Source organism: Sinorhizobium sp. FG01 (genome assembly GCF_002531875.1).
Classification (GTDB): domain Bacteria; phylum Pseudomonadota; class Alphaproteobacteria; order Rhizobiales; family Rhizobiaceae; genus Sinorhizobium; species Sinorhizobium fredii_C.
Window position 1 is genome coordinate 79,982 of sequence record NZ_NWTB01000017.1, and the last position, 24,690, is coordinate 104,671.

At 64.3% G+C, this 24,690-nt stretch carries 21 protein-coding genes; 15 read left to right on the top strand and 6 right to left on the bottom strand.

Annotation, left to right across the window (positions count from 1 at the left end):
- Window positions 1-552: a hypothetical protein gene (locus CO656_RS31005; RefSeq protein ID WP_234819589.1), complete on the bottom strand. Its 552-nt coding sequence runs from the start codon at window positions 550-552 to the stop codon at window positions 1-3.
- Window positions 553-632: 80 nt separating this feature from the next.
- The gene (locus CO656_RS31010; RefSeq protein WP_234819590.1) at window positions 633-1,175 is read right to left on the bottom strand and encodes a hypothetical protein; all 543 of its coding nucleotides are present in this window, start codon (window positions 1,173-1,175) and stop codon (window positions 633-635) included.
- Between the two features lie 34 nt (window positions 1,176-1,209).
- Between CO656_RS31010 and CO656_RS24400 the strand changes: the two genes are divergently transcribed.
- The 3 genes from CO656_RS24400 (at window position 1,210) to CO656_RS30365 (ending at window position 5,571) form a co-directional block, all read left to right on the top strand.
- Complete coding sequence (locus CO656_RS24400; protein WP_037415937.1) at window positions 1,210-2,232, top strand: AraC family transcriptional regulator; 1,023 nt, start codon at window positions 1,210-1,212, stop codon at window positions 2,230-2,232.
- Window positions 2,233-2,584: 352 nt separating this feature from the next.
- The gene (locus CO656_RS24405; protein ID WP_234819595.1) at window positions 2,585-4,699 is read left to right on the top strand and encodes a polysaccharide biosynthesis/export family protein; all 2,115 of its coding nucleotides are present in this window, start codon (window positions 2,585-2,587) and stop codon (window positions 4,697-4,699) included.
- A 56-nt stretch (window positions 4,700-4,755) separates the two neighbouring features.
- The gene (locus CO656_RS30365) at window positions 4,756-5,571 is read left to right on the top strand and encodes a helicase (protein WP_097527446.1); all 816 of its coding nucleotides are present in this window, start codon (window positions 4,756-4,758) and stop codon (window positions 5,569-5,571) included.
- Window positions 5,572-5,644: 73 nt separating this feature from the next.
- On the opposite strand, the gene CO656_RS24415 is transcribed toward CO656_RS30365, so the two are convergent.
- From CO656_RS24415 to CO656_RS24425, 3 genes are all read right to left on the bottom strand, one after another.
- The gene (locus tag CO656_RS24415; protein WP_097527447.1) at window positions 5,645-7,861 is read right to left on the bottom strand and encodes a xanthine dehydrogenase family protein molybdopterin-binding subunit; all 2,217 of its coding nucleotides are present in this window, start codon (window positions 7,859-7,861) and stop codon (window positions 5,645-5,647) included.
- A gap of 3 nt (window positions 7,862-7,864) precedes the next feature.
- Window positions 7,865-8,323 (bottom strand): (2Fe-2S)-binding protein, encoded by a 459-nt coding sequence (locus tag CO656_RS24420; RefSeq protein ID WP_097527448.1) that lies wholly within the window; start codon window positions 8,321-8,323, stop codon window positions 7,865-7,867.
- A 200-nt stretch (window positions 8,324-8,523) separates the two neighbouring features.
- Complete coding sequence (locus CO656_RS24425; RefSeq protein WP_097527449.1) at window positions 8,524-9,483, bottom strand: AraC family transcriptional regulator; 960 nt, start codon at window positions 9,481-9,483, stop codon at window positions 8,524-8,526.
- Between the two features lie 177 nt (window positions 9,484-9,660).
- Between CO656_RS24425 and CO656_RS24430 the strand changes: the two genes are divergently transcribed.
- From CO656_RS24430 to CO656_RS24460, 7 genes are read left to right on the top strand one after another with little or no spacing between them, the layout of a single operon-like run.
- Window positions 9,661-10,488, top strand: coding sequence for a phosphogluconate dehydrogenase C-terminal domain-containing protein (locus tag CO656_RS24430; RefSeq protein ID WP_097527468.1), 828 nt, complete (start codon window positions 9,661-9,663; stop codon window positions 10,486-10,488).
- Between the two features lie 54 nt (window positions 10,489-10,542).
- The gene (locus CO656_RS24435; protein WP_097527450.1) at window positions 10,543-11,484 is read left to right on the top strand and encodes a D-ribose ABC transporter substrate-binding protein; all 942 of its coding nucleotides are present in this window, start codon (window positions 10,543-10,545) and stop codon (window positions 11,482-11,484) included.
- 60 nt (window positions 11,485-11,544) lie between these two features.
- Window positions 11,545-12,189: a DUF2291 family protein gene (locus tag CO656_RS24440; RefSeq protein ID WP_097527451.1), complete on the top strand. Its 645-nt coding sequence runs from the start codon at window positions 11,545-11,547 to the stop codon at window positions 12,187-12,189.
- Window positions 12,186-13,736 (top strand): sugar ABC transporter ATP-binding protein, encoded by a 1,551-nt coding sequence (locus CO656_RS24445; protein WP_097527452.1) that lies wholly within the window; start codon window positions 12,186-12,188, stop codon window positions 13,734-13,736. The genes CO656_RS24440 and CO656_RS24445 overlap by 4 nt, the downstream gene beginning before the upstream one ends.
- Window positions 13,736-14,800, top strand: a complete 1,065-nt coding sequence (locus tag CO656_RS24450; RefSeq protein ID WP_037415961.1) for an ABC transporter permease — start codon at window positions 13,736-13,738, stop codon at window positions 14,798-14,800. The genes CO656_RS24445 and CO656_RS24450 overlap by 1 nt, the downstream gene beginning before the upstream one ends.
- 4 nt (window positions 14,801-14,804) lie before the next feature.
- Complete coding sequence (locus CO656_RS24455) at window positions 14,805-15,839, top strand: Gfo/Idh/MocA family oxidoreductase (RefSeq protein ID WP_097527453.1); 1,035 nt, start codon at window positions 14,805-14,807, stop codon at window positions 15,837-15,839.
- Window positions 15,836-17,752, top strand: coding sequence for a hypothetical protein (locus CO656_RS24460; RefSeq protein ID WP_097527454.1), 1,917 nt, complete (start codon window positions 15,836-15,838; stop codon window positions 17,750-17,752). The genes CO656_RS24455 and CO656_RS24460 overlap by 4 nt, the downstream gene beginning before the upstream one ends.
- Before the next feature lie 52 nt (window positions 17,753-17,804).
- Here CO656_RS24460 and CO656_RS24465 read toward each other — a convergent pair whose 3' ends face one another.
- Window positions 17,805-18,518: a transcriptional regulator NanR gene (locus CO656_RS24465; RefSeq protein WP_037415969.1), complete on the bottom strand. Its 714-nt coding sequence runs from the start codon at window positions 18,516-18,518 to the stop codon at window positions 17,805-17,807.
- A 166-nt stretch (window positions 18,519-18,684) separates the two neighbouring features.
- Between CO656_RS24465 and oiaX the strand changes: the two genes are divergently transcribed.
- The 5 genes from oiaX to CO656_RS24490 all read left to right on the top strand — a co-directional run bounded on the left by oiaX (window position 18,685) and on the right by CO656_RS24490 (window position 24,668).
- Window positions 18,685-19,941 (top strand): 3-oxo-isoapionate-4-phosphate decarboxylase OiaX, encoded by a 1,257-nt coding sequence (oiaX, locus tag CO656_RS24470; RefSeq protein WP_097527455.1) that lies wholly within the window; start codon window positions 18,685-18,687, stop codon window positions 19,939-19,941.
- A 28-nt stretch (window positions 19,942-19,969) separates the two neighbouring features.
- Window positions 19,970-21,307: a four-carbon acid sugar kinase family protein gene (locus tag CO656_RS24475; protein WP_097527456.1), complete on the top strand. Its 1,338-nt coding sequence runs from the start codon at window positions 19,970-19,972 to the stop codon at window positions 21,305-21,307.
- Window positions 21,308-21,504: 197 nt separating this feature from the next.
- A complete protein-coding gene (locus CO656_RS24480; protein ID WP_097527457.1) occupies window positions 21,505-22,332 on the top strand; it encodes a transporter substrate-binding domain-containing protein in 828 nt (275 codons plus the stop codon).
- Between the two features lie 66 nt (window positions 22,333-22,398).
- A complete protein-coding gene (locus CO656_RS24485; RefSeq protein WP_097527458.1) occupies window positions 22,399-23,679 on the top strand; it encodes an FAD-binding oxidoreductase in 1,281 nt (426 codons plus the stop codon).
- A gap of 17 nt (window positions 23,680-23,696) precedes the next feature.
- Window positions 23,697-24,668: an amino acid ABC transporter permease gene (locus tag CO656_RS24490; protein ID WP_097527469.1), complete on the top strand. Its 972-nt coding sequence runs from the start codon at window positions 23,697-23,699 to the stop codon at window positions 24,666-24,668.
- The last annotated feature ends 22 nt before the right edge of the window (window positions 24,669-24,690 follow it).

Below are 24,690 nucleotides of genomic sequence, written 5' to 3' on the forward strand. Positions count from 1 at the left end.
TCACGAACGCTCTTTGAGGGTCCGCAGCAACGCTTCCCGTACGAGAATGATCAACTCGGAATGAATATCCGCCCGGGACCGTCCGCTGCCGTCGTCACATATTGGTTCGACCTCTCCAAACGACTTCAAGAGCTCGGCCCCACCCTCCTTGCACTCGGGCAGGAAACTGAAATGGTCGGCCTGCGCGACCGTGGCGTAGGAGCCATGCGGAGACAGCGCCGCCAGCCCGGAGGCGATCACCGCTGCGGGAATGGTTCCGGCGCTGCCGAGATTGATGAAATTCATCGGGATGGCGATCTCCTTCAGGCTTTGTGCGTCATAGGCCTGCGCGAGGCCCGGGTCGATCAGGACGGCGGACTTGATGCGCCGGTCGAGGTTCGATCGTTCGAAGCGCGCCCGGTCGATCTTGCGCAGGTCGACCTTGTCGACCGTGATCGCTTTGTCGTCGACGTAGCCTTGACCGCCTGCATACCAGGCGCAATCCCACGTCTGGTAGGTATCGCAGTAACGCGCATAGGCTTCGAGGTTTGCCCGGGCACCGGCGATCTCCATGGCGGCCGCGCCTCCGAGCGAGAAGCCGATAACGCCGATGCGGCCCTTGTCTATGGCGCCGCTCCAGAGCGGATCGGTCGTCAGCCGTCGATCACAAAGGATAAATCATGCGTGCGCTCCCACAGCTTCGGCGTGTCGGCGGGGGTTGAGTTGCCGCTGGTCGTACCGGGATGATTGGGACCGGCGACGACAAATCCGGCCCTGGCCAGTTCCGCGGCGAGCCAGCTCATGCCCTGGATGCGGCCGCCGGAACCGTGCGACATCACGACCAGCGGGTAGCGGCCCTCGAGGAGCGGCGCTTCCGACAGCGCCGGCGCGCCCTTGAAGACCTGGTTGTCGCCCACCAGAACGGCTTTGCCGCCAGGTTCGGCGGGATACCAGACGGTGACCTGAAGACGACGCCCGCCCTCGGGAGAGGCAAGGCTTAATTCGCGCACGCCGGTTTCGATTGCATGGCAGGGTACGGCAAAAAGCGCGCAGAAGAAAAGGGCTGCCAGGATGCGGGAAAAAATCATGGGAAATCTCGCTAGGTTTAAGGGACCTGCGAATGATTGCGCGTGCCCGGCTTCTCCGCTTCCTCGATCATGATTCAGGTCGTCCCCAATCGCGATCTGGGTCAACATTCGACCGTCGATAGCCATCCTCGAAGGACAGAACTTGATTTTCCTCCCGCTGCCATTCGTCGTCGCCCTGCTGCTCCTGATCCTTCTTGTGGCGATGCTGCGCAACGAGCCGCACAAAGGCCTTCGGCCGTTCCTGGTGCTGCTCTGCCTGTGCTCCGTGCAATCGATCATCGTCGGCCTGCGGTGGGGTTATGACATCACGGCTCTACGCTACGTGCTGCCCTTGCTGGCGAGTTGCCTGCCGCCGCTGGTGCTGGCGAGCTTCCGCTGCCTGATCCACGGGGAGGAGGCCGGGGCAAGGGGTGCCCGTTGGCTTCACGCCGCGCCGCCACTTGGGATGATTGCGCTGATGTTGCTTGCGCCGGCTCTGGTCGACGGTGCGTTGATCGTCCTATTCGTCGGCTACGCTCTGGCGCTGCTGAACCTCGGCCGCACAGGCCCCGACGCCTTGGACGAAGCGCGTCTCGACGGCGCCCAACAGGCACATCGCGCCCTCCTGGTCGCCGCCGCGGCGCTCTGTGTTTCGGCCCTGTTCGACCTCGCGATCTTCCTCGACTTCCAGTGGGCAAAAGGCGCCAATGCCGCTCTGATCGTCAGCAACGCAAGTCTTCTCGAACTGCTTTTCCTCGGCTTTACCGCAGATGTCGCAGCGCGTGCGCGGCCGCTCCCCGCATTGCCGGCAAAAAGTGATAATACCGCATCGCTGGCGGCTAAGGATCGCGAGGTCCTGGATCGGGTCGATCATTTGCTTACCGAGCAGCGATTGTCTCGGGACGAAAACCTGACCTTGTCGCGGCTGGCGCGGCGCGCTGGCGTGCCGGCCCGGCAGATATCCGGAGCAGTCAATCGCCTGGCGCAGAAGAACGTCTCCCAATACATCAACGATTTCCGGATTGCCGAAGCCTGCCGGATGCTGCGGGAGACCGACATGTCAGTCACCGCCGCGATGCTCGAGTCCGGGTTCCAGACGAAGTCGAACTTCAACCGGGAATTCCGACGCGTGACCTGCCTCAGCCCGGCTTCCTGGCGCGAGCGAAACCGACCGTCTTCGTCCTGATCGGGCACGCCTGCCCGGGTCCCCTTGCTCTGACCGCTTCACTCTCACGGCGAAGGTGGAAGCCCTGTAAATCCAAACGGAGTAGCCCGGTCAGGTTGTGAGCACGGGCTAAGGATATTGGCGGATGCCGCTAACCCAATTTCAACCTCACCGCCGCGAAACAGCTTTGTTACCCTGAACGTTATGTTTGCAGATCATAAGCGCTGTGCGCCATGACTGGCTTGCCAGGCGCGCATGTCCGGAAGGGTCAGTCATGGATCGCGTAAACAGGTCGCAGGCGCCGTGCGAGAGCGCTGTACCCCGCCGGGCATCACTTAGGGCCACACTCCGAATAGTTCCGTTCTGCCTCTTCCTGCTCCTTGGAGTTCCCGCAAAAGGCGAGACGGCGCCCGACGCCAGGCTTGCTCCGCAAGACACGGTCGAGATCAGCGTTTCCGGATGGCATGCCTTGCTTGGCGGGGTAGCCGAGGGTACGTTGCTGAACGACACGTTCACGATCGGGACAGGCGGAACGCTCGAACTTCCGGGCATCGGACGCCTGCCCGCGGCAGGTCTCTCCGAGAATGAACTGGCCAAGCTGATAACCGATCGCCTGCAGGTCCGAAGCGGCAGCGATCAGCGTCCGGTCACGAAGGTCCAGCGACGGATGTCGGCGCCCGAGATGCCGCCATCGCTGGCGACGACCAATGTCGCGGCGGTTCCGCCTGCAGGGTGGCAACGCGCAGCTCAGTCGGCGCAATCGCAACAACCGGAACGGTCCAGGGGTGAAACGGTGCTTGGTGAACTGGCGGCTCTTCGCATGGATCTCCAAGAGGCTCGCAGAGAAGCGCGCGCGGCACGTCAGGCTGCGCGTGACGCCGCCATGCGGCACTATCGCCGCCTCGTTACAGAGCGTCGACGGGCTGCCACCCTGGCACAGGAACTCCACGCCGCCCGGGCCGATGTCGGGGCATTGAAGATTCAACTGCAGCAACAGGCGAAGGCGGCGCGAGATTGGGAAGCCGCGGTGGCAGACGCCAACGAGGCTCGGGAAGTGGCGGCGCGCGAACGCGCCGAACGCGCCGCCCTGAAGGCAAAGCTTCTCGCGGCGCGCAAGGAAATCGACGCGATCAAGAGCGGTGCGCTGCTGGCCGGGCGTCAGCGCGAGGCCAGTCTCCGCCACGAGCTGGCGGCGCTGAGAGGCGGCCTTGACGCAATGCGGCATGCCGCCGACGACGCCGGAACGCAGGCGCGCGAGGCTGCCGCCATGGCGGCCGCTCAGGAACGAGCTCTTGAGAACCAGCGCCGGAGGGGCGAAGGGCTCGCGCGCGAGCGGGAGCTGGCGCAGCGGGAGATCGAGCGTCTGCAGATCAAGACGGCCGGAGAAATCCGATCAAAGGCTGCCGCGCTGAGGGCGCGCGATGCCGCGGAGACATCGCTGACCAATGCCCGGGGGGTCCTCGACGACGAGCGGCGCAAGCTTGCCGCCCAGGAACGGGAACTCGCCCTCCTACGCCAATCGGCCTTGCAGGCGCGTGCCGAGCTGCAAGCCGCAAAGCAGGCCGCTGAAGTGGCCGCGCGCGAACGCGCGGCCCTGGAGGAGAAGCTTCTCGCGGCGCACAAGGAGATCGACGCGATCAAAAGGGGCGCGCTGCTCGCAGGTCGTCAGCGCGAGGACAGTCTCCGTCGCGATTTGGCGGCGGCGAGAGGCGACCTCGACGCGATGCGGCGTGCCGCCGACGAGGCAGGCGCACAGGCGCGCAAGGCTGCCGCGATGGCGGCCGACCAGGAACGAGCTCTCGAGAACGAGCGCCGGAGTGCCGAGGGGCTTGCCCGCGACCGGGCGATGGCGCAGCGCGAGGTTGAGCGTCTGCAGACCAAGACAGCCGGCGCGATCCGGTCGAAGGCTGCAGCGCTCAGGGCGCGCGATGCCGCGGAGGCAGCGCTGAGCGATGCCAGTCGGGTCCTCGACGAGAAGGGGCGCAAGCTTGCCGCCCAGGAACGGGAACTCGCCCTTCTTCGCCAATCCACATTGCAAGCTCGTGCCGAGCTGCAGGCCGCAAAAGAGGCCGCATTGCAAGCCGGACAAGCCGGAAGGGTCGCCGAGGCTACGGCAAGCCGGGCTGGCGAGGCGCTTGGCCTGGAGCGCGAGAAGGCGAGATCGCTGGCGCGCGATCTCGAAACCGCGCGCCAGGAACGCGACGCGGCAAGGAAGCAATTGGCGCTGAGCTTGGCGGCGGTGGAGCGTAGCGAGGTCGAGCTTCCGAAGCGGGAAGCTCAACGCCCCGCGGCAAGCGTGGAACAGATACGGAAGGCAGGCGCCGGCGATCGCGCCAATCCACGTGTCAAGCCCGTCGCGCGCAAGCGCGGTGGCTCGGTGGAAGTCCGCAAGGTGGAACTCGGCAAGCCAACGCGATCGGTTCAATCGGTGACGCTTGCGCTTCCCGAGGAACTGCTCCCCACGCGGCCGCAGGTCCGTGGCCGCTGATAGAAGAGGTGGCGAGCTATTCAAGGGCTACCCGCCCCAAAATGAGGAACCGGATTATGCGCAAGTACCTAGCTGCCACAGTCCTGATCGCAATCGCGATCGGCCCTGCTCATGCCTTAGGCCTTAACGCAACAGTCGGCCCGGTCGGCGTCGGCGCCGAGGTGGGGGTCGATAAGAACGGCGTCTCGGCAGGGGTCGGCGCCGGCGTCAAAGGGGTAGGTGGAGCAAAGGCCGGAACCTCGCTCAACAGAAGCGGAGGCGCCAGCCTTGGGGTTGGCGGCAATCTCGGCAACAAAAGTGGCGGTCTGTCGGTGGGTGCCGGCTCGAATGCCGGCTCGTCGAGCGGTGCGGGAACAGCTCCCGCTTCCGGCGCGGTTTCAGGCGGTTCGGCCGCGGGTCCCGGTTCCGGGTCTGCGTCTGGTCCCGGATCCGGGACCCGGACGTCCAGCGGAGGCTTGACCGCAGGGGCCAGCAGCGGTGGTGGCAGGATCATCTCCATTGCGCCGACAAAGAACGCGCGAACATCCATCGTTCTGCCACGCATCCTTTGGCCGCTGAAGAAGAAGTCCGCCCATGAGCGCGGCGAATGGGGTTATCCCATACGCCTGCCGTTGACGATCGCAGCGGTTCCGGGGACCCCCAAAAGCGTCGTTCGAGCCTGCCAAAAGGCAATAGCGTCGGCTGCCTCGCCCCTCGGCGGCGTGCGTGTGCGTGCGGCAAGCGCCGGTTCCCTGCTCCGGCATCGCAGCGGGGCGCTCACGGCCCCGCTCGTTGTCAGCATAGACTATGCGGGTGAGAACAGCATCCAGGTCCGCCAGGCGCGAATCCGGTGCCGGCTCGATTCGGCCGGCAAGGTCGTCGCGGTGAACTAGCTGCAGCGCCGTACGTCCGGCGGGATGCGATTGCCTCTTGCCCGGCCGGCCAGAGCCGACCGGGCAACCAAGTTCACGCGTTCAGCGATTTCGAGAACGGCATGACGCGCAGCCGTTTGCCGAGCGCCTTATAGGCGGCATTGGCGACGGCAGGGCCGATCGGCGGCACGCCAGGCTCGCCGATGCCCGACGGCGGGTTGGCGGAGGCGACGATGTGGACCTCGACCTTCGGCATCGCATCGATCCTCAGCGGCGTATACATATCGAAGTTGCCCTGATCGACCTGGCCGTCCGTCAGCGTGACTTCCTCGCCCAATATGGCGCCAAGGCCGAAGCCGATGCCGCCCTCCACCTGGGCGCGGACCTGGTCCGGGTTGACCGCCAGACCGCAGTCGACGGCGGCGACCACGCGTTCGACCTTGATCTGGCCATTGCCGTCGGTCGAGACCTCCGCGATCTGAGCGACCACCGAGCCGAAGCTTTCGGCAAGCGCGACGCCCCGAAAGCGGCCCTGAGGCAAGGGCTTCTCCCACTCGGCCTTTTCCGCCGCCAGCTTGAGCACAGTTGCGTGACGCGAGTCGGGCTCAAGCATCGACAGACGGAATTCTACGGGATCGCGTCCCGCCGCCTCGGCAACTTCGTCGAGGAAGGTTTCGGCCGCGAACGCCGTGTGCGTCGAGCCGACGGAGCGCCACCATAGAACCGGAACGCCAACCTCCGTGCTCGTCAGGCCGACCGTCTGGTTGGGAATGACGTAGGGAAGATTGCTTGCTCCCTCGACGGAGGTCGGGTCGACGCCGTTTTTGACCATGCCCTCGAACGCCGTCTTTGCCACTATGGATTGACCGACGATGTGATTGTTCCAGGCCACGAGTTTCCCGCTGTCGTCGATACCGGCCTTGAGGCTGTGCACATAGGCGGGCCGATAGCGGCCCGCCCGCATGTCGTCCTCACGCGTCCACTGCATCTTGACCGGCGCACGGAAACCGATGGCTTTGGCGACGTGCACGGCTTCGACGATGACATCGCCGTCGAATACGGCCCGCCGGCCAAAGCTACCGCCGGTCTTCATGACGTGCAGGCGTACCTTCTCGGGAGCGATCCCGGCCGCGTCGCCGGCGAGCTTCTGGTAGACATCGGTGAACTGATGCCCGCCCCAGATCTCCAGCGTGCCGTCTTCGTTCATGCGTGCGACCGCGTTCAGCGGTTCCATCGCCGCATGCGCCAGGTAGGGAAATTCGAAGTTCGCCTCGAGGACCTTGGCGGCCTTGGCGAATTCAGCTTCGGCGTCGCCGTCCTCGCGCGCGAGCGCTACCGGGCCCTTCTTTGCCAGATCGCGGTAGGCAGACATAATCTGCTGGGTACCGCGCTTTTCCGCCGCCGTCTCGTCCCAGGCGACGGTGACTGCCTCGCGCCCCTTGATCGCCGCCCACATGTTTTCGCCGACCACTGCGACGCCACGCGGTGTTTCGACGACATCGACCACGCCGTTGACGGCGCGTGCGGCCGACGCATCGAAGGACTTCGCCTTGGCGCCGAACAGCGGCGGATGGATCATCACCGCGGTCAGCAGCCCGGGAAGCTTGACGTCGATCGTGTACTGCTCCGTGCCGTTCGCTTTGCGGGCGCTGTCGAAACGCTTCAACTCGGAATTGCCGATCAACTTCCAGTCGCCCGGCTGCTTGAGTTTGACGTCGGTGGGAACCGGCAGCGTCGCCGCCTTGGCGGCGAAGGTGCCGAAGCCGCCGCTCTTACCGGAGGGATGGGAGAGAACGCCCTTCTCGACGGTGATCTCCGCCGCCTCGACGCCCCACTCGGACGCCGCGGCGGCGACGAGCATCGCCCGGGCCGCGGCACCGGCCTTACGGTAGCGCTCCCATGAGGTTACCATGGAGGTCGAGCCTCCGGTGCCCTGCATCGTGCCACCAAAGGCGACATTGCCGTAAGCCTTGACATCGCCGGAAGCTCCCCTCACGTCGATGGTCGACCAGTCGGCGTCGAGTTCTTCCGCCACCAGTGTGGCGATGCCGTTATAGGAGCCTTGTCCCATTTCGAACTGGGAGGAGAGGACGGTCACCTTTCCGTCGCCGTCGATGGTCAGGTAGGGCGAAAAGGAATGCGCGCCTTCTGCCGATGGCGTCTCGCCCGCTGTCGCCGGGGTTGCGCGCAGGAGATGAAAGCCGACGGCGATGCCGGTGCCGGCTGCGAATGCACCGATGAGGAACTGCCGCCGGGACGCCTCGACCCGTCCGGCAGGGAGGGTGATCGATTGCATCAGTTTGGGGATCATGTCTCAGGCCTCCAGGCGCTTTGCGGCTTCGTGAATGCCGGCACGGATTCGATGGTAGGTGGCACAACGACAGAGATTGCCCGACATGGCGGCGTCGATGTCTTCGTCGCTTGGCTTCGGGTTGTTGGCCAACAGGTCCGTTGCCGACATGATCTGGCCGGACTGACAGTAGCCGCATTGCGGAACGTCGAGATCGGCCCAGACGGACTGGACCGTTTCGGCGACCTTGCCCTTCAGGCCCTCGATGGTGGTGACCTTAGCCCCTTCGATGTCGCCGATGAATGTCTGACAGGAGCGGACCGGCGAACCATCGACATAGACGGTGCAAGCACCGCATTGAGCCATGCCGCAGCCGAATTTCGTGCCCGTCAGCCCGACCAGATCACGGATCACCCAAAGAAGCGGCATATCCGCCGCGGCGTCGACCGAGTGCTCGACGCCGTTGATAGTCACAATTGCCATGGTGTTCTCCTCGCGTTGAGGCGCGGGGGCCTCAAAATAGGTGCAGATATGCCTGCCCGCGCGCCGCAGCCATTCGCCAGACTGCGGCCGCACCTTAGAAGACCGGCCTTTCGCCCGGTAGATTCGATCCTGTCGGATTATTGCCTATTCCTGTCGCGGTGACGAGATCGTGATCATCGGCCGTCTGCGCCTCTGCGGCGCTAGCCGATCGAATCTCGGCTGGCAGCGTCGTTGGAGTTCAGGATTGCCTTGATATCGCGCAGCGGCGGGTGGCCGAAGGCGCGCCGATATTCACGGCTGAACTGGGTCGGGCTCTCATATCCAACCCTGAGCGCGGCGGTTGCCGCGTCGAGCGATTGCGACAGCATCAGTTCCCGCGCATGGTGCAGGCGCAGATGCTTCTGGAACTGCAGCGGGCTCATGGCGGTCATGGCGCGAAAATGGTGGTGCAGCGTCGATACGCCCATATTGGCGACCTCCGCTAGATCTTCGACGCGCAGCGGTCGGGCGTAGTTCTCCTTGAGCCAGGCGATCGCCCGGGCGACGCGGTTGCTGTTGGTGCCGGCAAGGGCAAAGCGCCTGAGCCGCGCGCCTTGCTCGCCGGTGAGCAGCCGGTAGAGGATTTCGTTATGGATGTGATTGGACAGGAATGGGATGTCCACCGCAGCCTTCGCAAGCGAAATCAGCCTCAGAAAGGCGTCAAACAGCTCCGGCGTCGCGGCGCCGACGGCGACGCCGACAAGGTCGCGTTCCGGTGGCCCCACCGGGTGCAGGTCGTGATCGGTGATGATCCGGCGAAGCTTCTCGAGGTCGAGCCGGAGCGACGCCGCAACATAGGGCTCGTCAAGGCTCGCCTCGCAGATCTGCCCGGTCGCCGGAAGCCCCAGAGCCGTCAGGAAAAAGCAGGACTCGTCGTAAAGGAGGGTCTGGTTGCCGACATGAACGCGCTTGCTTCCCTGGATGATCAGCGAAAGGCTAGGCTCATAGACGGCGGAGAAGGGCCCGGCTGGCTCGACGACCCGATAAAGCGAAAGCCCGGGTATTGTGTGGCTGTAGCGCAGACCATCCCAGGGGAGCTGCGCCAGCTCGTCGAGGATGCGCCGACGAAGCGGCGCGGTTTCCTCGCGTAGGCGCTGTCGCTGACTGATGGCCTCTTTCATGGGCGGTCTGTCGCCTCTCTTGCGGCGGATGTCAAATCATTTGGTTATCACATTCATTTGAGTCCTGCAGGATTAGGCAAGAATTGCAAGGGGCAGGTAAATATTTCCGCTGATATGCTCATTGACTCATCATACCAGCTGCGTTATCCCTTCGGCAACATGATGCGGGAGATACAGATGACTTCGATTGCCTTGTTGGGTGCCGGCGGCAAGATGGGCTGCCGACTGGCCAAGAACCTGAAGGGATCGCGCTTCGACGTGCGTCACGTCGAGGTGAGCGAGATCGGCAAAGCGCGGCTGGCAAGGGAGCTGGGGCTCGAGACGGTCTCTCTCGATACTGCTCTCGACGGTGCGGAAGTCATAATCCTTGCGGTGCCGGACACGGCGATCGGCAAGGTGGCGGCCGGCATCGCCGACAGGCTGAAGCCAGGTACGATGCTCGTCGTCCTCGACGCGGCCGCACCCTTTGCCGGTCATCTGCCGCGGCGCGATGACCTCACCTATTTTGTCACTCACCCCTGCCATCCGCCGATCTTCAACGACGAGACCGAGCTTGCGGCACGCAAGGATCATTTCGGCGGCATTGCCGCCAAGCAGCACATCGTCTCGGCGCTGATGCAGGGACCGGAGGCGGATTACGCCAAGGGCGAGGAGATCGCCAGGATCATCTGGGCGCCGGTGATGCGCTCGCATCGCGTCACCGTCGAGCAGATGGCGCTGCTCGAGCCCGGCCTGTCGGAAACGGTCTGTGCCTCGCTGCTCGTCGTCATGCGCGAGGCGATGGACGAATGCGTCGCCCGCGGCGTGCCGAAAGAGGCGGCGCGCGACTTCTTGCTCGGCCACATGAACGTGCTCGGCGCCGTGATCTTCGAAGAGGTCGAGGGCGTGTTCTCCGATGCCTGCAACAAGGCGATCGAGTTCGGCAAGCCGATGCTGATGCGCGATGACTGGAAGCGCGTCTTCGAGCCGCAGGAAATCGCCGACAGCATCCGTCGCATCACCTGATCCGCAGAAACCGGAGGGCAACTCCGGCCGTTTTCAACCTGGGAGGAAGAACCGATGAAACTGACACGCAGAATGACCGTGGCCGCCTTTGCGGCCTTCCTGGCGGCAGGGTCCGCCATTCCGGCCTACGCGGCCGACCTCATCGCGATCATCACGCCGTCGCATGACAACCCGTTCTTCAAGGCCGAGGCGGTCGGCGCCGAAACAAAGGCAAAGGAGCTCGGCTACGAGACGCTCGTGCTCGTCCATGACGACGACGCCAACAAGCAATCGCAGCTGATCGACACGGCGATCGGCCGCGGTGCCAAGGCGATCATCCTCGACAATGCCGGCTCGGAAGCCTCGATAGCCGCCGTACAGAAGGCCAAGGATGCCGGAGTGCCGTCCTTCCTGATCGACCGAGAAATCAACGCCACCGGCGTTGCCGTCTCGCAGATCGTCTCCAACAACTATCAGGGTGCCCAGCTCGGCGCCGAGGAATTCGTCAGGCTGATGGGCGAATCCGGCAACTATGTCGAACTGCTCGGCCGCGAATCCGATCTCAATGCCGGCATCCGCTCGAAGGGCTACCACGATGTCATCGACGAATATCCGGAGCTGAAGATGGTGGCGCAGCAATCGGCAAACTGGAGCCAGACCGAGGCCTACAGCAAGATGGAAACCATCCTGCAGGCCAATCCCGACATCAAGGGCGTCATCTCCGGCAACGACACGATGGCCATGGGCGCGATCGCCGCGCTGCAGGCCGCCGGCCGCAAGGACGTCATCGTCGTCGGCTTCGACGGCTCCAACGACGTGCGCGACTCGATCAAGTCCGGCGGCATCAAGGCGACCGTGCTGCAGCCGGCTTACGCCCAGGCGCAGATGGCGGTCCAGCAGGCGCATGAGTTCATCACCACCGGCAAGAAGCCGGCGGAAGAAAAGCAGCTGATGGACTGCGTACTGATCAACAGCGAGAACGCCGACCAGCTCGAAACCTTCGCGCTCACCAATTGACCCTCTTCCTGACCTGCGACGCGGTCCAGCCGCGTCGCAGGGGCTATGGAGTAGCTTTCGATGCCAAGTACAAGGGGCGCGTCCGTCATATTCCTTGCGGTGATGATGGCTCTCGCGGGCTGCAAGATCATCAGGACGCCGACGGCCGAAGAGACGGCGCAATCCGCTTCCGGCGGCTTCGATCCGGATCGGATGGTCGCTGAGATATGGGACAGCAAGGTCGTGCCCTATCTCGACAGGAAAGCGGGGCCGTTCTCGGAGGTCGCCTCGCTCGCGGCAAGCGACGCAGATGCGGCCGGCGCCAAATACGGACATAAGGAGAAGCAGGGAAGCAGCCCCTGGACCTTCGCCGCGCGGCTTTCGGGCACCATCATCAAGGCGGAGACGAAATCGCGCTCGGCCTATGTGGAGGTTGACGCCGATGGCGACGGCAAGGCGGATGCGCGTGTCCAGATCGGTCCGGCGATCCGCGGCACGGCGATCCGCGACAGCCTCGACTTCGTCAACTTCAACGAATTCAAGAACCAGATCGAGTGGGCCCAGTACGGTAAGGCCTTCAACACACATGTGAACGGCCTTGTGCTCGAAAAGCTCACGCGCGATCAGCTCGTCGGCAGGAAGCTCGAGGCGATCGGCGCCTATCCGCAGCCCGCCAAGGGGCAGCTGCCGTCGTTCGTGCCGGCGCAGCTGACGGTGAGTGGATGAGCTTGCACCCGCCCGAGAACGACGATTGCGTTCTGCGCCTCGAGGACGTCACCAAGGTCTATTCCGGTATCGTCGCCGTGCGCCACGCCAACCTGGCGCTCAGGCGCGGGGCGGTGAACGTGCTCGTCGGCGAGAACGGCGCCGGCAAGTCGACGCTGATGCGCATCATCGCCGGCGTCGAAAAGCCGTCGCTCGGCCGCATCCTGCTCGACGGCGAGGAGGTCGAATTCCACTCGCCCGGCGATGCCCAGCGCCACGGCATCGGCATGGTGTTCCAGGAACTTAATCTCTTCGGCAATCTCTCGGTCGCCGAAAACATCTTCGCTACGCGCGAAATCAGGCGCGGCCTGCGTGGCATCGATCATCGTGCCCAGGTCGCGAAAGCCACCGAGTTCCTCGATCGGCTCGATGCGGGCATCGATGCCGAGACGTTCGTCGAAGACCTGCCGATCGGTCAGCAGCAGCTGGTGGAAATCGCCAAGGCGATCTCGCTCGATACCCGTATCCTCATTCTTGACGAGCCGACCTCGGCGCTTTCGGCGGCCGAGGTCGATGTGCTCTTCAAGGTCATCCGCGAATTGAAGGCGCAAGGGGTGGCGATCGTCTATATCTCCCACCGCCTCGAAGAGCTGATGCGGATCGGCGATTACATCACGGTCTTGCGCGATGGCCAGATCACCGGTCATGCCATGGTCAGGGACATCGACACGAAGTGGATCGTCCGCTCGATGATCGGTTCGGACGCGAAGGATTTCGCCAAGTCGGTCGATCACCGCCTCGGTGAAGACGTTTTCCGCGCCGAGGACATCTGCCTGCCGCGCCGCACCGGCGGCCTTGCCGTCGACCATATGTCGATCTCGGTGCGGGCCGGTGAAGTGCTCGGCATCTACGGGCTGATGGGTGCCGGCCGAAGCGAATTCTTCGAATGCGTCATCGGCCAGCATCCGCATTCGACCGGACGCGTCCATGTCGGCGGCGCCGATGTTTCCACATGCGATACTTCCGACCGGATCCGGCGCGGCCTGGCGTTAATCCCGGAGGACCGCCAGCGCGAAGGGCTGGTGCAGGCGCTGTCGATCGCCAGCAATCTGACACTGGCGAGCCTTGAGCGCTTCCTGCGCTTCGGCTTCCATATCGTCGGCGACAAGGAGCGGGCGGCGATCAAGGCGGCCATCGGCGATCTTTCCATCAAGGCGCCCAATCCCGATTTCGAGGTCACGTCGATGTCGGGCGGCAACCAGCAGAAGGTGGTCATCGGAAAGGCGCTGATGACCCGGCCGAAGGTGCTTATGATGGACGAGCCGAGCCGCGGCATCGACGTCGGGGCCAAGGCGGACGTCTTCCGCACCATGCGGCGGCTGGCAGGCGAGGGTCTGGCGATCCTGTTTTCCACCTCCGACCTCGAAGAGGTGATGGCGCTCTCCGACCGCATCGCCGTCATGAGCAATGGACGGCTCGTCACTGTCATCGACCGCGCCGAGGCGACGGAAGAGTTGATCGTGAAGGCTTCGGCCGAAGGCCACAAGACGACAAGGGAACACGCCTGATGACAGCGGCAACGACCACCACCAACGCTGCGGAAGCTCCGAACGGCTCTCTGCTGCTGACGCTAATGAAGCTCAGGACGTTCATCGCGCTCTTCGCGGTGATCGCCTTCTTCTCGGTCTTCGCGCCGAACTTCCTGTCGACCGCCAACCTTATCCTGATGTCAAAGCACGTGGCGCTCAATGCCTTCCTCGCCATGGGCATGACCTTCGTGATCATCACCGGCGGCATCGACCTCTCCGTCGGGTCGATCGTCGGGCTCTGCGGCATGGTGGCCGGCGGGCTGATCCTCAACGGCATCGACCTGCAGTTCGGCTACACGATTTATTTCAATGTCTTCGAGGTGTGTCTGATCACGCTCGCCGTCGGCATCCTGATCGGTGCGATCAACGGCCTGCTGATCACCAAGCTGAACGTCGCGCCGTTCATCGCAACGCTCGGCACGCTTTATGTGGCGCGCGGTTTCGCGCTGCTTTCCTCCGACGGCCAGACCTTCCCGAACCTCGTCGGCAAGCCGGAACTGTCGACGACCGGCTTCGCCTTCTTGGGCTCCGGCCGGCTTCTCGGCCTGCCGGTGTCGATCTGGATCCTCATCGTCGTGGCGCTCGCCGCCGCTTACGTCGCCAAGTACACGCCGATCGGCCGCCACATCTTCGCGGTCGGCGGCAACGAGCGGGCCGCCCGCATGTCCGGCATCCGCGTCGATCGCGTGAAGATATTCGTCTATATGTTCTCCGGCTTCTGCGCGGCGATCGTCGGCCTGGTTATTTCCTCGGAACTGATGGCCTCGCATCCTGCGACAGGCAATTCCTTCGAGCTCAACGCCATCGCCGCAGCCGTTCTTGGCGGCACCTCCATGTCCGGCGGCCGCGGCACGATCGGCGGCACCATCATCGGTGCCTTCGTCATCGGCATCCTGTCCGATGGCCTCGTCATGATGGGCATCTCGTCCTTCTGGCAGATGGTCATCAAGGGCATTGTCATCATCGTCGCGGTCGTGGTGGACCAGGCGCAACGCCGGCTGCAGCAGCAGGTGACGCTGATGCAGCTTGCGAAGAAAGGTTGACTGAATGGCAATTCTGAAGGGCGCCCTGATCGGCTGCGGGTTTTTCGCGGTCAACCAGATGCATGGCTGGCGCGACACCGAGGGGGCGCGGATCGTCGCCATCTGCGACCGCGATCCGGCACGGCTTAGGGCGGTCGGCGAAGAGTTCGGCGTCACGCGGCGCTATACTTCGGCCGAGGATCTGTTTGCCGATGGCGGCTTTGATTTCGTCGATATTGCGACGACCGTCAGAAGCCACCGGCCGCTGGTCGAGATGGCAGCGCTGAACGGCATTCCGACGATCTGCCAAAAACCGATCGCGCCGACGATGGAAGACGCCAAGGCGATGGTCGCCGCCTGTGCCGCGACGGGCGTGCCTATGATGGTGCACGAGAATTTCCGCTGGCAGTCGCCGATCCGGGCCGCCAGGGCCGCAATCGACAGCGGCGTAATCGGCGAGGTGTTCTGGGGTCGGGTGAGCTTCCGGTCGGCTTATGACGTCTATTCCGGCCAGCCATATCTCGCGACCGGCAAGCGCTTCATCATCGAGGACCTCGGCATCCACGCGCTCGACATCGCGCGCTACCTCTTTGGCGATGCGGCGTCGGTGACCGCCCGCACACGCCGCGTCAATCCGAAGATCGTCGGCGAGGACGTCGCGACGATGATGCTCGACCATCGCGGCGGCGTCACGTCGATCGTCGATTGCAGCTACGCCACCAGGCTGCCGGTCGAGCCTTTTCCCGAAACCATGCTGGAAGTCGACGGCAGCAAGGGGACGCTGCGGCTCTCGCAGGGCTACCGTCTTTCTGTTCATTCGCGCGAGGGGACGAAGGTGACGGATGTCGAGCCGCGCCTTCTCCCCTGGGCCTCGGCGCCCTGGCACAATATCCAGGAGAGCGTCAGCCTGATCCAGCAGCACTTCGTCGACTGCCTGCGCGCCGGCCGCGAACCGGAGACCTCAGGAAGGGACAATCTCAAGACCTTTGCGTTGGTCGAGGCATCTTATCGCAGCGCCGCCAAGGGCAAGACCGTGCCGGTCGAGGATTTCCTCGGATGACGGCTTCCCGCATCTTTCTCCTCTTCGGGACGGAAGAGCCGGAGCCGGTGCCGCGGCGCCTCGAAGCAGGCCGGCTCAGCGCCGAGCTCGTCGGCGGCAATCTGCGCATGATCCGTTTTTCCGGCAAGGAGGTGCTGCGGGCGATATCCTTTCTCGTGCGCGACCGCGACTGGGGGACATGTGAGGCCGCGATCACCGGCCTGACCGTCGAAGAGGAAGAGGCGGCGACCATCGTCCGTTACGACGCCCGGTTCCAGGCTCCCAACGGCGCGGTGCTTGACTGTCGGTCGACCATCGAAGTCTTCCCCGACGCGCTCATCTTCGATGCGCGTTACACGCCGGATCGCAATTTCGAAACGGCGCGCGCCGGCTTTGCGATCCTGCATCCGATCGTCGGCGTCGCCGGCCGGGCAGTCACGGTCGAGCATGGCGATGGTTCCGTCGAGCGTTCGGTCTTCCCCGATCTGATCGAGCCCTGGCAGCCGTTCAAGGATATCGCCGCGATTACCTATGAGGTGATGCCCGGCATCGAGGCCGAGTGCCGCATGATCGGCGACGTCTTCGAAATGGAGGACCAGCGCAACTGGACCGACGGCTCCTACAAAATCTATGTGCGGCCGCTGGCGCTTCCCTGGCCCTATGTGCTGAAAGCCGGGGAGACGGTTCACCAGGCCGTTCGGTTATCGATCCGCCAGCTCGATGCCGTTGCGGTGGTCGCTACAAAGCCGGTCCCGATCGAAATTTCGCTGAGGCGCGATCAAGGCAAGTTGCCGGCAATCGGTATCGGGCTTCGACCCGACGAGGCGGGCGATGAGCTTCTCGAAGCCGGACTGATCCGCGTGCTGGGTGCGCGGCATCTGATCTGCCATTTCGATCCGGGTGCCGGCCATGGCGCCGCGGCGCTGAGGCACTTCCGGCAGATGGCCGATACATCCGGCGCAGCGGTGACGCTAGAATGCTTCGTTCCTTGCCGACGCCCGTTGGATGACGAGCTGGGCGAGATCGCCCGGATGGTGCGTGACAGTGGACTGAGGCTCGCAAGCCTTGCCGTGTCGCCATCGGTCGACCGCCAATCGACGCCGCCGGGCAGCGCCTGGCCGGAATGCCCGCCGCTCGAAGATGTCTATCAGGCTGCGCAAAGAGCTTTTCCCGGCGTGCCGCTCGGGGGCGGCATGTTCAGCTATTTCACCGAGCTCAACCGCAAGCGCGCGCCGGCCAATCGGCTCGCCTATGTGACACATTGCACCAATCCGATCGTCCACGCTGCCGATGATCTCAGCGTCATGCAGACCTTCGAAGCGCTCCGCGACGTGACGCGCTCGGTGCGGGTGATCTATGGCGACAAGCCCTACCGCATCGGCCCTTCCACCATCGCCATGCGCCAGAACCCTTATGGCAGCCAGACAAAGGACAATCCGTCCGGCAAGCGTATCGCCATGGCCAACCGCGATCCGCGTCACAATGCGCTCTTCGGCGCCGCCTGGACGCTCGCCTATGCGGCGACCGTGGCGGAGGCGGAAGTCGAGGTGCTGACGCTTTCGACGCTTGCCGGTCCGTTTGGGCTGGTGGCCGGGCCGGGCGAGCCGGTCAAGGAGGGCTCCCCGAGGCCGCTGTTCTATGTGTTGCGCTGGCTTGCCGAGCTTTCTGGGGGCGAGGGCATCGCCATCGAGACCTGCGTGGCGGATCGGGTTCTAGGGCTCGGCGCCGAACTCGATGGTACGATCACCTTGCTGCTTGCCAATCTCACCCCCAATCCGCAGACGGTGACGCTCGCCGAGCCGGGGAGGCGGAGCCTCCTCCTCTTGGACGAAGGCTGGCTCCGCAACGGCGCAAGAGAGCCTGAGGCGAGGCCGCATGAAAGTGCTGACGTTGTGCTCCCGGCCTATGCGGTCGCCCGGATCGAAATTCTCTAATCGGTTTGCCACTGCGGCAGGCCACAGGGGGTAGAGCGCTCCCAAGCGTAATCTATTTGCCCTTCGGCGCATAAAGCGCCCGCGAACGCTCGAGATGCTTGATCATCGACTGCTCGGCCTCATCAGGCTTGCCGCGCTGGATGCAGTCGATGATCTCCGCATGCTCGGAGAGCGTCACGTTCTCCCTGCCGGTCCAGATCAGCATTTCCGTATGATATTCCTTGAGCCAGCCGAGCATCGCTTCGCTCACGGCACTGAAGATCGGATTGCCGGAGATCTCAGCGATGCGGCCGTGGAAGGCCATGTCGGCGGCGATGAAGGAGTCGGAATTGCCAAGCGCGGCGCGCTGGCGCTTCAAGATCTCCTCGAGCGCGGCGACATCAGCCGTCGTAGCGCGGCTTGCGGCCTCGCGCACCATGCCGCGCTCGAAGAAGATTCGCGCGTTCTTCAGGTGCTCGAGCGAGTCCGAGGACGCCGAAAGCATGATCTTGGCGGCGACGTCCACCTGCCTCAGGAGCGATTGCGCCGTCGGCTGCAGCACCCTGGCGCGCTCGCCATGCGAAATCTCAATCAGCCCCATATTGGCAAGCGTCTGCATGGCTTCGCGAATGGCCGGGCGGCCGACCTGAAAACGCTCCATCAGCATCCGCTCCGACGGCATCTCGTCGCCGGGCTGCAATTCGCCGGTTTCGATCAGCGCCTTCAGCCGGGCGAAGACCTCGTCGGAAAGCTTCCTGCGGACGATAGGTTCTGATTGAATCGCCATGTGAACTCCACCGCTATTCTCGCTCGTCCCTCTATATGCACGTTTTCCGTGGCGAGGAAATCTCGCCCTCACCGGCCGGCTCACGCGATTTCGCTTGCGCAGCTCAGATACTCATTATACCAGTTGAGGGAACGAGGCCACTGATTTTCATGAGGGGCAAACCGCCGTGATCCGCATCACCTACCGCATCGAGACACCCGGCGACGTCGAGGCGATGGCGGCAAAGATTGCCAGCGATCAGTCGACCGGAACCTTCGTGCCGGTGCCGGGCGAAACCGAGGAGCTGAAGGCGCGCGTCGCGGCTCGGGTCGTCGCCATCAGGCATCTGGAGCCGGCCGACCAGCCCGCCTGGCCGGAGGAGGGCGGCGGGGCACAGCGTTTCAACCGGGCCGAGGCGGAGATCGCCTTTCCGCTCGATGCGATCGGCACGGATCTCGCCGCGCTCATGACAATCGCGATCGGCGGCGTCTATTCGATCAAGGGGATGACCGGCATCCGCGTCGTCGACCTGAAACTGCCGCCGGAATTTGCTGCCGCCCATCCCGGGCCGCAGTTCGGCGTCGCCGGCAGCCGCCGGCTGACCGGCGTTGACAAGCGCCCGATCATCGGCACCATCGTCAAGCCCGCCTTGGGTCTCAGGCCGGAGGAGACGGCGGAGCTGGTGGGCGACCTCGTGTCCTCCGGCGTCGATTTCGTCAAGGACGACGAGAAGCTGATGAGCCCGGCCTATTCGCCGCTGAAGGAGCGGGTCGCCGCGATCATGCCGCGCATCCTCGACCACGAGCAGAAGACCGGCAAGAAGGTCATGTACGCCTTCGGCATTTCGCACACCGATCCCGACGAGATGATGCGCAACCATGACCTCGTCGTTCAGGCGGGCGGCAACGCCGGCGTCGTAAACATCAATTCGATCGGCATGGGCGGCGTTGCCTTCCTGCGCAAGCGCTCCGGGATCGTTCTTCATGCGCATCGGAACGGCTGGGATATCCACACCCGCCACGGCGGCCTTGGGATGGAATTTTCGGTCTGGCAGCAATTCTGGCGATTGATCGGCGTCGACCAGTTCCAGATCAACGGCATCCGCGTCAAGTATTGGGAGCCGGACGAGAGCTTCGTCAAATCGTTCAAGGCGGTCAGCACGCCGCTCTTTTCCGGGCGGGATTGCCCGTTGCCGGTCGTCGGCTCCGGCCAGTGGGGCGGCCAGGCGCCTGAGACCTATGCCCGTACCGGCGGCTCGACCGATCTGCTTTATCTCTGCGGCGGCGGCATCGTCAGCCATCCGGGCGGCGCCGGCGCCGGCGTCAGGGCGGTGCGCCAGGCCTGGGAGGCGGCGGTCGCCGGTATCCCGCTAGCCGACTATGCCAAAGACCATCCGGAACTCGCGCAGTCCCTCGAAAAATTTTCCGGCGGCAAGGGCGCCTGAACACATCGATGATCCACGGAGGGCGCGCATGCAGACACCATTGCTGAGCTACTACGGCGACGACCTGACCGGCTCCACCGACGTCATGGAGGCGCTCTCCTCGCATGGCGTCGAAACGGCCCTGTTCCTCAAGATCCCGGAGGCGGCGCTGCTCGAACGTTTCGCCCATTGCCGTGCTTTCGGCCTTGCCGGCACCAGCCGCAGCCAGACACCGGATTGGATGGCAGAGCATCTCCCCTCGGCCTTCGCCTGGCTGAAGTCGCTTCAGGCGCTGATCGCCCATTACAAGGTCTGCTCAACCTTCGATTCCAGCCCGGCGGTCGGCAATATCGGCAAGGCGATCGAGATCGGCCGCGAAATTTTCGGCAAGGCGCCGGTGCCGCTGGTGCTCGGCGCTCCTGAGATCCGCCGCTACACGAGCTTCGGCAATCTCTTCGCCGCCTTTCGCGGCGAGACCTACCGCATCGACCGTCATCCGGTGATGAGCCGGCATCCGGTAACGCCCATGGATGAGGCAGACATTCGCCTGCATCTGTCGCGGCAGACGTCGCTGAGGACGGGGCTGGTGGACATCGCCCAGCTCGCATCGGCAGACGCCGACGCGGTCACCGATTTCGCCTTCTCCGAGGGGAAGGACATCGTCCTCCTCGATGTCGCGGGCGCCGAGAGCCAGGCCGCCGTCGGGCGGCAGCTCTGGCGCAAGCGCTGTGCCGGCGGCCAGTTCGCCTGCGGCTCCTCGGGTGTGGAATATGCGCTCGTCCGCGAGTGGCAGAGGCTGGGGCTCATCGGCGAAGCGCCTGTCTTCACGGCTCCCGGTCCCGTCGACCGGATTGCCGTGGTCTCCGGCAGCGTCTCGCCGACCACCGAGCGCCAGATCCGCCATGCTCTTCAGAACGGGTTTGACGGCATCGGCGTCGATCCGCTCGTGCTGGCCGCGGCCGACAGCGGCGCTGCGCTCGAGGAGGCGATAGCGCGCGGCCTGAGGGTTCTGCAGGAGGGGCGGAGTGTTATATTCTACACGGCGCTCGGGCCTTCGAGTGATCGCGGCAATGCCATCGGCCTGGAGGACGGCTCGCGCCACCGGATCGGCGAGCGGCTCGGCCTGCTCCTCAAGGAACTGGTGAAACGGGCGGGCCTTCGCCGCGCCGTCATCGCCGGCGGCGACACCTCGAGCCACGCGCTGGGGCAGCTTTCGGTGGACGCGCTGACCTTGCGCCTGCCGCTCCCGCAGTCGCCCGGTTCGCCGCTCTGCACCGCCCACAGCGGCGACCTGTCGATCGACGACATTGAGGTGGCGCTGAAAGGCGGCCAGGTGGGCCTGGACGACTATTTCGCGATGATCCGGGACGGGCGGCCAGCGTCGTAAGGGCCACTTTCAGGCACAGGCGTCTGCCGCGCATCCCCGCCCTGCCATCACCAATACGCATGGTCTCATCACTTCGTTTCATGAGTAGAGGCAGCCCTTCGGTCTTGACAGCCGATCTCTGGCTCCTGCAAATTCAGTTGTCAGACATCTTACATAAACGGGAACTTTCGACTGATCGATTTGAACAGGAGGATTGCGTGAGAAAACTGTTTGCCAAGCTCGCCATCGGCGCTGCCGCATGGGCCTTCGTGACCACCGCCGAGGCGGGCGAAACGCTCGAACGGGTCATGGACAAGAAGGCCATGGTCGTTGCCACCAACAGCGGCTGGCCACCCCAGAGCTATCTCGACGACAATAACGAGATGGTCGGTTTCGACATCGACGTTTCGAAGGAGATCGCCAAGCGGCTCGGCGTCGAAATCAGCTTCGAGACGCCCGACTGGGCAACGCTGACCGGCGGCCGCTGGCAGGGTCGCTACGATCTCGGCGTCGGTTCCGTCACCCCGACCAAGGCGCGCGCCCAGGTGATCGACTTCGCCGGCATCTATTACTACAGCCCCTATGTCTATGTTCTCCACAAGGACAGTCCGGCGAAGTCCGTCGCCGATCTGAACGGCAAGATCATCGGCGTCGAGACCGCGACGACATCCGAGGACTTCATTCGCCGTCAGCTCGAGATCGACGCACCCGGTCTTCCGCCGGTCGAGTACAAGCTCGAGCCCGGCGAGATCCGCACCTTTGCGGATTCCATGCTGCCCTTCGACGATCTGCGCCTCGGCAACGGCGTGCGGCTCGACGCCGTCATCGCGCCGGAACAGACCGCCATGAACGCCATCAAGAACGGCTATCCGCTTCGCGTTCTCGATGGCGAATACGCCTTCAGGGAACCGCTGGTGGTGATTGCCGAGAAGGTCGATCCGGACTGGACCAGGAAGATCGGTGAGATCCTCGCCGAGATGAAGAAGGATGGCACGCTCGCAACGCTCACCACCAAATGGTACGGCAAGGATTATAGCGCCGACTGATCCTTATCTGCGGGCGGCGGCCAAACCGCCCGCAGCCCTGTCCATGTGAGCGATCCGCGGGTGACCATGTCCTATCCCGATACCTATTACCGAAAGACAATGGCCGATACGAAGGTCAGACCAGTTCTGTCCGAAGCGGTCGAATGCGACACCGTCATCATCGGCGGCGGCCTTGCTGGTCTGACAACAGCGCTGCAGCTTGCCCTCGCCGGCCAATCGGTAATCGTGCTGGAGGCCGAATGCATAGGCTTCGGCGCCTCGGGCCGCAACGGCGGCTTCGTCAGCCCGGGCTTTGCCACCGGCAGTGCGGAGATCGCCAGGCGCGTAGGAGCCGAGGCGGCTCGGCAGCTGCATCACCTGTCGATCGAGGGGGTCGATTTCGTCCGCGAGACGATCGAGCAGCTGAAGATCGACGGCGCCCGTCCGCAGCCTGGCCTCGTCAGCGTGCTGCGCTATGACGATGGCATGAGCCTGAAAGCGCATGCGGACGAGATGAAGCGCGCCTATGGCTACGCGCTCGACTATCTCGACACCGACCAGGTGCGTTCGGTCCTGAAGTCGAAGCGCTACTTCCACGGCCTCAGGGACGGCCGCGCCTTTCACATGCACCCGTTGAACTATCTCCGCGGCATCGCGGACGAGGTCGAGCGTCTCGGCGGGCGGATCTACGAGCGGTCGGCCGCAATAGCGACGGCTCTCGGCGCGGCCGAGAAAACCGTCCAGACGATTCGCGGCAAGGTCAAGGCCCGTCAGGTCGTCTTCACCACCGGAGGCTATAGCGGCCGGCTGCATGGCCCGCTGAAACGCGCCTTCCTGCCGATCGCCACCTATGTGATGCTGAGCGAGGAAGCGCCGGAGCTCATCCGCACGGCGATCGCCACCGACGACGCGGTCGGCGACAACCGCCGGGCCGGCGACTATTACCGGCTGGTCGACGGCGGCAAGCGGCTGTTGTGGGGCGGACGGATCACCACAAGGGCGGCTTCGCCGGCGGCTCTCGCCCGGGAGTTGCGATGCGAGATGGTCGGAACCTATCCGCAACTGAAAGAACTGAAGACCGAGCTCGCCTGGTCCGGCCTCATGTCCTATGCCCGCCATCTGATGCCACAGATCGGCGAGATGCAGCCGGGCGTATGGCACTGCACCGCCTTCGGCGGCCACGGACTCAACACGACGGCGATCGGCGGGAAGCTCGTTGCGGAGGCGATCCTCGGCCAGTCCGACCGTTACAAGCTCTTCAAGTCCTTCGGGCTCGTCTGGGCCGGCGGCTATGCCGGCCTTGCCGTGGCGCAGCTCACCTACTGGAAATTGCAGGCCCAGGACTGGTGGCGCGAGCGCGCTGCCTGAACGCCGGAGAGGTTTCGATGATTGGTCGCTTGGTACTGACTTACCCGGACGCGGCGCGGCGCACCGGCCTTCTGCTGATGCTGGCGCTCGTCACGCTCGGCATCTACGGCCTCGGCATCAGTCCGACCTGGATCGGGCATCTGCTGCCGGCCGCTTCCGACTGGCTCGCCGCCCATCCCGTGCTCGGGCAATTCCTCAGCGCATCGATGATTGCCCTCACGGCGGCAGTGAACTGGAAGGCGCTGCGCCAGCTGCCGCGCCACTGGCAGGTGGTTGGGGTCTGGCTTGAGCTCTTCGCGCTGCTGATGCTGTTCTTCTATTCTTTCGACCTGTCCTTCGCCTTCATCGCCAAGAAGATCGGCTTCCTGGTCTCGCAGGGCGTCGTCACGACGCTCTACATATCGGTGATCTCGATCGCCGTCGCCACCGTCATCGCGCTGGCCGGGGCGATAGCGAAACTGTCGAAGAATGGCGTCATCTACGGTTTTGCGACCTTCTATACCTCGCTGTTTCGCGGCCTGCCGCTGTTAATGCAGATCTATATCATCTATCTCGGCCTGCCTCAGGTCGGCTACGTCATCAGTGCGGTGCCTGCCGGTATTCTCGCCCTTTCGCTCTGCTACGGCGCCTATATGACCGAGATTTTCCGGGCCGGCATCGAGAGCATCCCGCGCGGCCAGACCGAGGGCGCGACGGCGCTGGGGCTCAGTCCCGCCCAGACCATGGGGCTGGTGATCCTGCCGCAGGCAATGCGCGTCATCATCCCGCCGACCGGCAACCAATTCATCGCCATGCTGAAGGATTCCTCGCTCGTATCGGTCGTCGGGGTCTGGGAGCTGATGTATCTTGCCCGCACCCAGGGACAGACGGAGTTCCGTCATATCGAGATGCTGATCACCGCCTCGATGATCTACTGGCTTCTCTCGGTCTGCCTGGAATATCTCCAATCCCGCATCGAAGCCCGGTTCGGCCGCTTCGATGTTCGCTGATGCGACTGCGCGCCGCTCGAAA

Bases quoted from the DNA above. Each gene is read 5' to 3' on its own strand.
- CO656_RS31005 (WP_234819589.1), bottom strand. From the start codon at position 552: ATGGAGATCGCCGGTGCCCGGGCAAACCTCGAAGCCTATGCGCGTTAC.
- CO656_RS31010 (WP_234819590.1), bottom strand. From the start codon at position 1,175: ATGTTGACCCAGATCGCGATTGGGGACGACCTGAATCATGATCGAGGA.
- CO656_RS30365 (WP_097527446.1), top strand. From the start codon at position 4,756: ATGCGCAAGTACCTAGCTGCCACAGTCCTGATCGCAATCGCGATCGGC.
- CO656_RS24415 (WP_097527447.1), bottom strand. From the start codon at position 7,861: ATGATCCCCAAACTGATGCAATCGATCACCCTCCCTGCCGGACGGGTC.
- CO656_RS24420 (WP_097527448.1), bottom strand. From the start codon at position 8,323: ATGGCAATTGTGACTATCAACGGCGTCGAGCACTCGGTCGACGCCGCG.
- CO656_RS24425 (WP_097527449.1), bottom strand. From the start codon at position 9,483: ATGAAAGAGGCCATCAGTCAGCGACAGCGCCTACGCGAGGAAACCGCG.
- CO656_RS24430 (WP_097527468.1), top strand. From the start codon at position 9,661: ATGACTTCGATTGCCTTGTTGGGTGCCGGCGGCAAGATGGGCTGCCGA.
- CO656_RS24435 (WP_097527450.1), top strand. From the start codon at position 10,543: ATGAAACTGACACGCAGAATGACCGTGGCCGCCTTTGCGGCCTTCCTG.
- CO656_RS24440 (WP_097527451.1), top strand. From the start codon at position 11,545: ATGCCAAGTACAAGGGGCGCGTCCGTCATATTCCTTGCGGTGATGATG.
- CO656_RS24445 (WP_097527452.1), top strand. From the start codon at position 12,186: ATGAGCTTGCACCCGCCCGAGAACGACGATTGCGTTCTGCGCCTCGAG.
- CO656_RS24450 (WP_037415961.1), top strand. From the start codon at position 13,736: ATGACAGCGGCAACGACCACCACCAACGCTGCGGAAGCTCCGAACGGC.
- CO656_RS24455 (WP_097527453.1), top strand. From the start codon at position 14,805: ATGGCAATTCTGAAGGGCGCCCTGATCGGCTGCGGGTTTTTCGCGGTC.
- CO656_RS24460 (WP_097527454.1), top strand. From the start codon at position 15,836: ATGACGGCTTCCCGCATCTTTCTCCTCTTCGGGACGGAAGAGCCGGAG.
- CO656_RS24465 (WP_037415969.1), bottom strand. From the start codon at position 18,518: ATGGCGATTCAATCAGAACCTATCGTCCGCAGGAAGCTTTCCGACGAG.
- CO656_RS24475 (WP_097527456.1), top strand. From the start codon at position 19,970: ATGCAGACACCATTGCTGAGCTACTACGGCGACGACCTGACCGGCTCC.
- CO656_RS24485 (WP_097527458.1), top strand. From the start codon at position 22,399: ATGTCCTATCCCGATACCTATTACCGAAAGACAATGGCCGATACGAAG.
- CO656_RS24490 (WP_097527469.1), top strand. From the start codon at position 23,697: ATGATTGGTCGCTTGGTACTGACTTACCCGGACGCGGCGCGGCGCACC.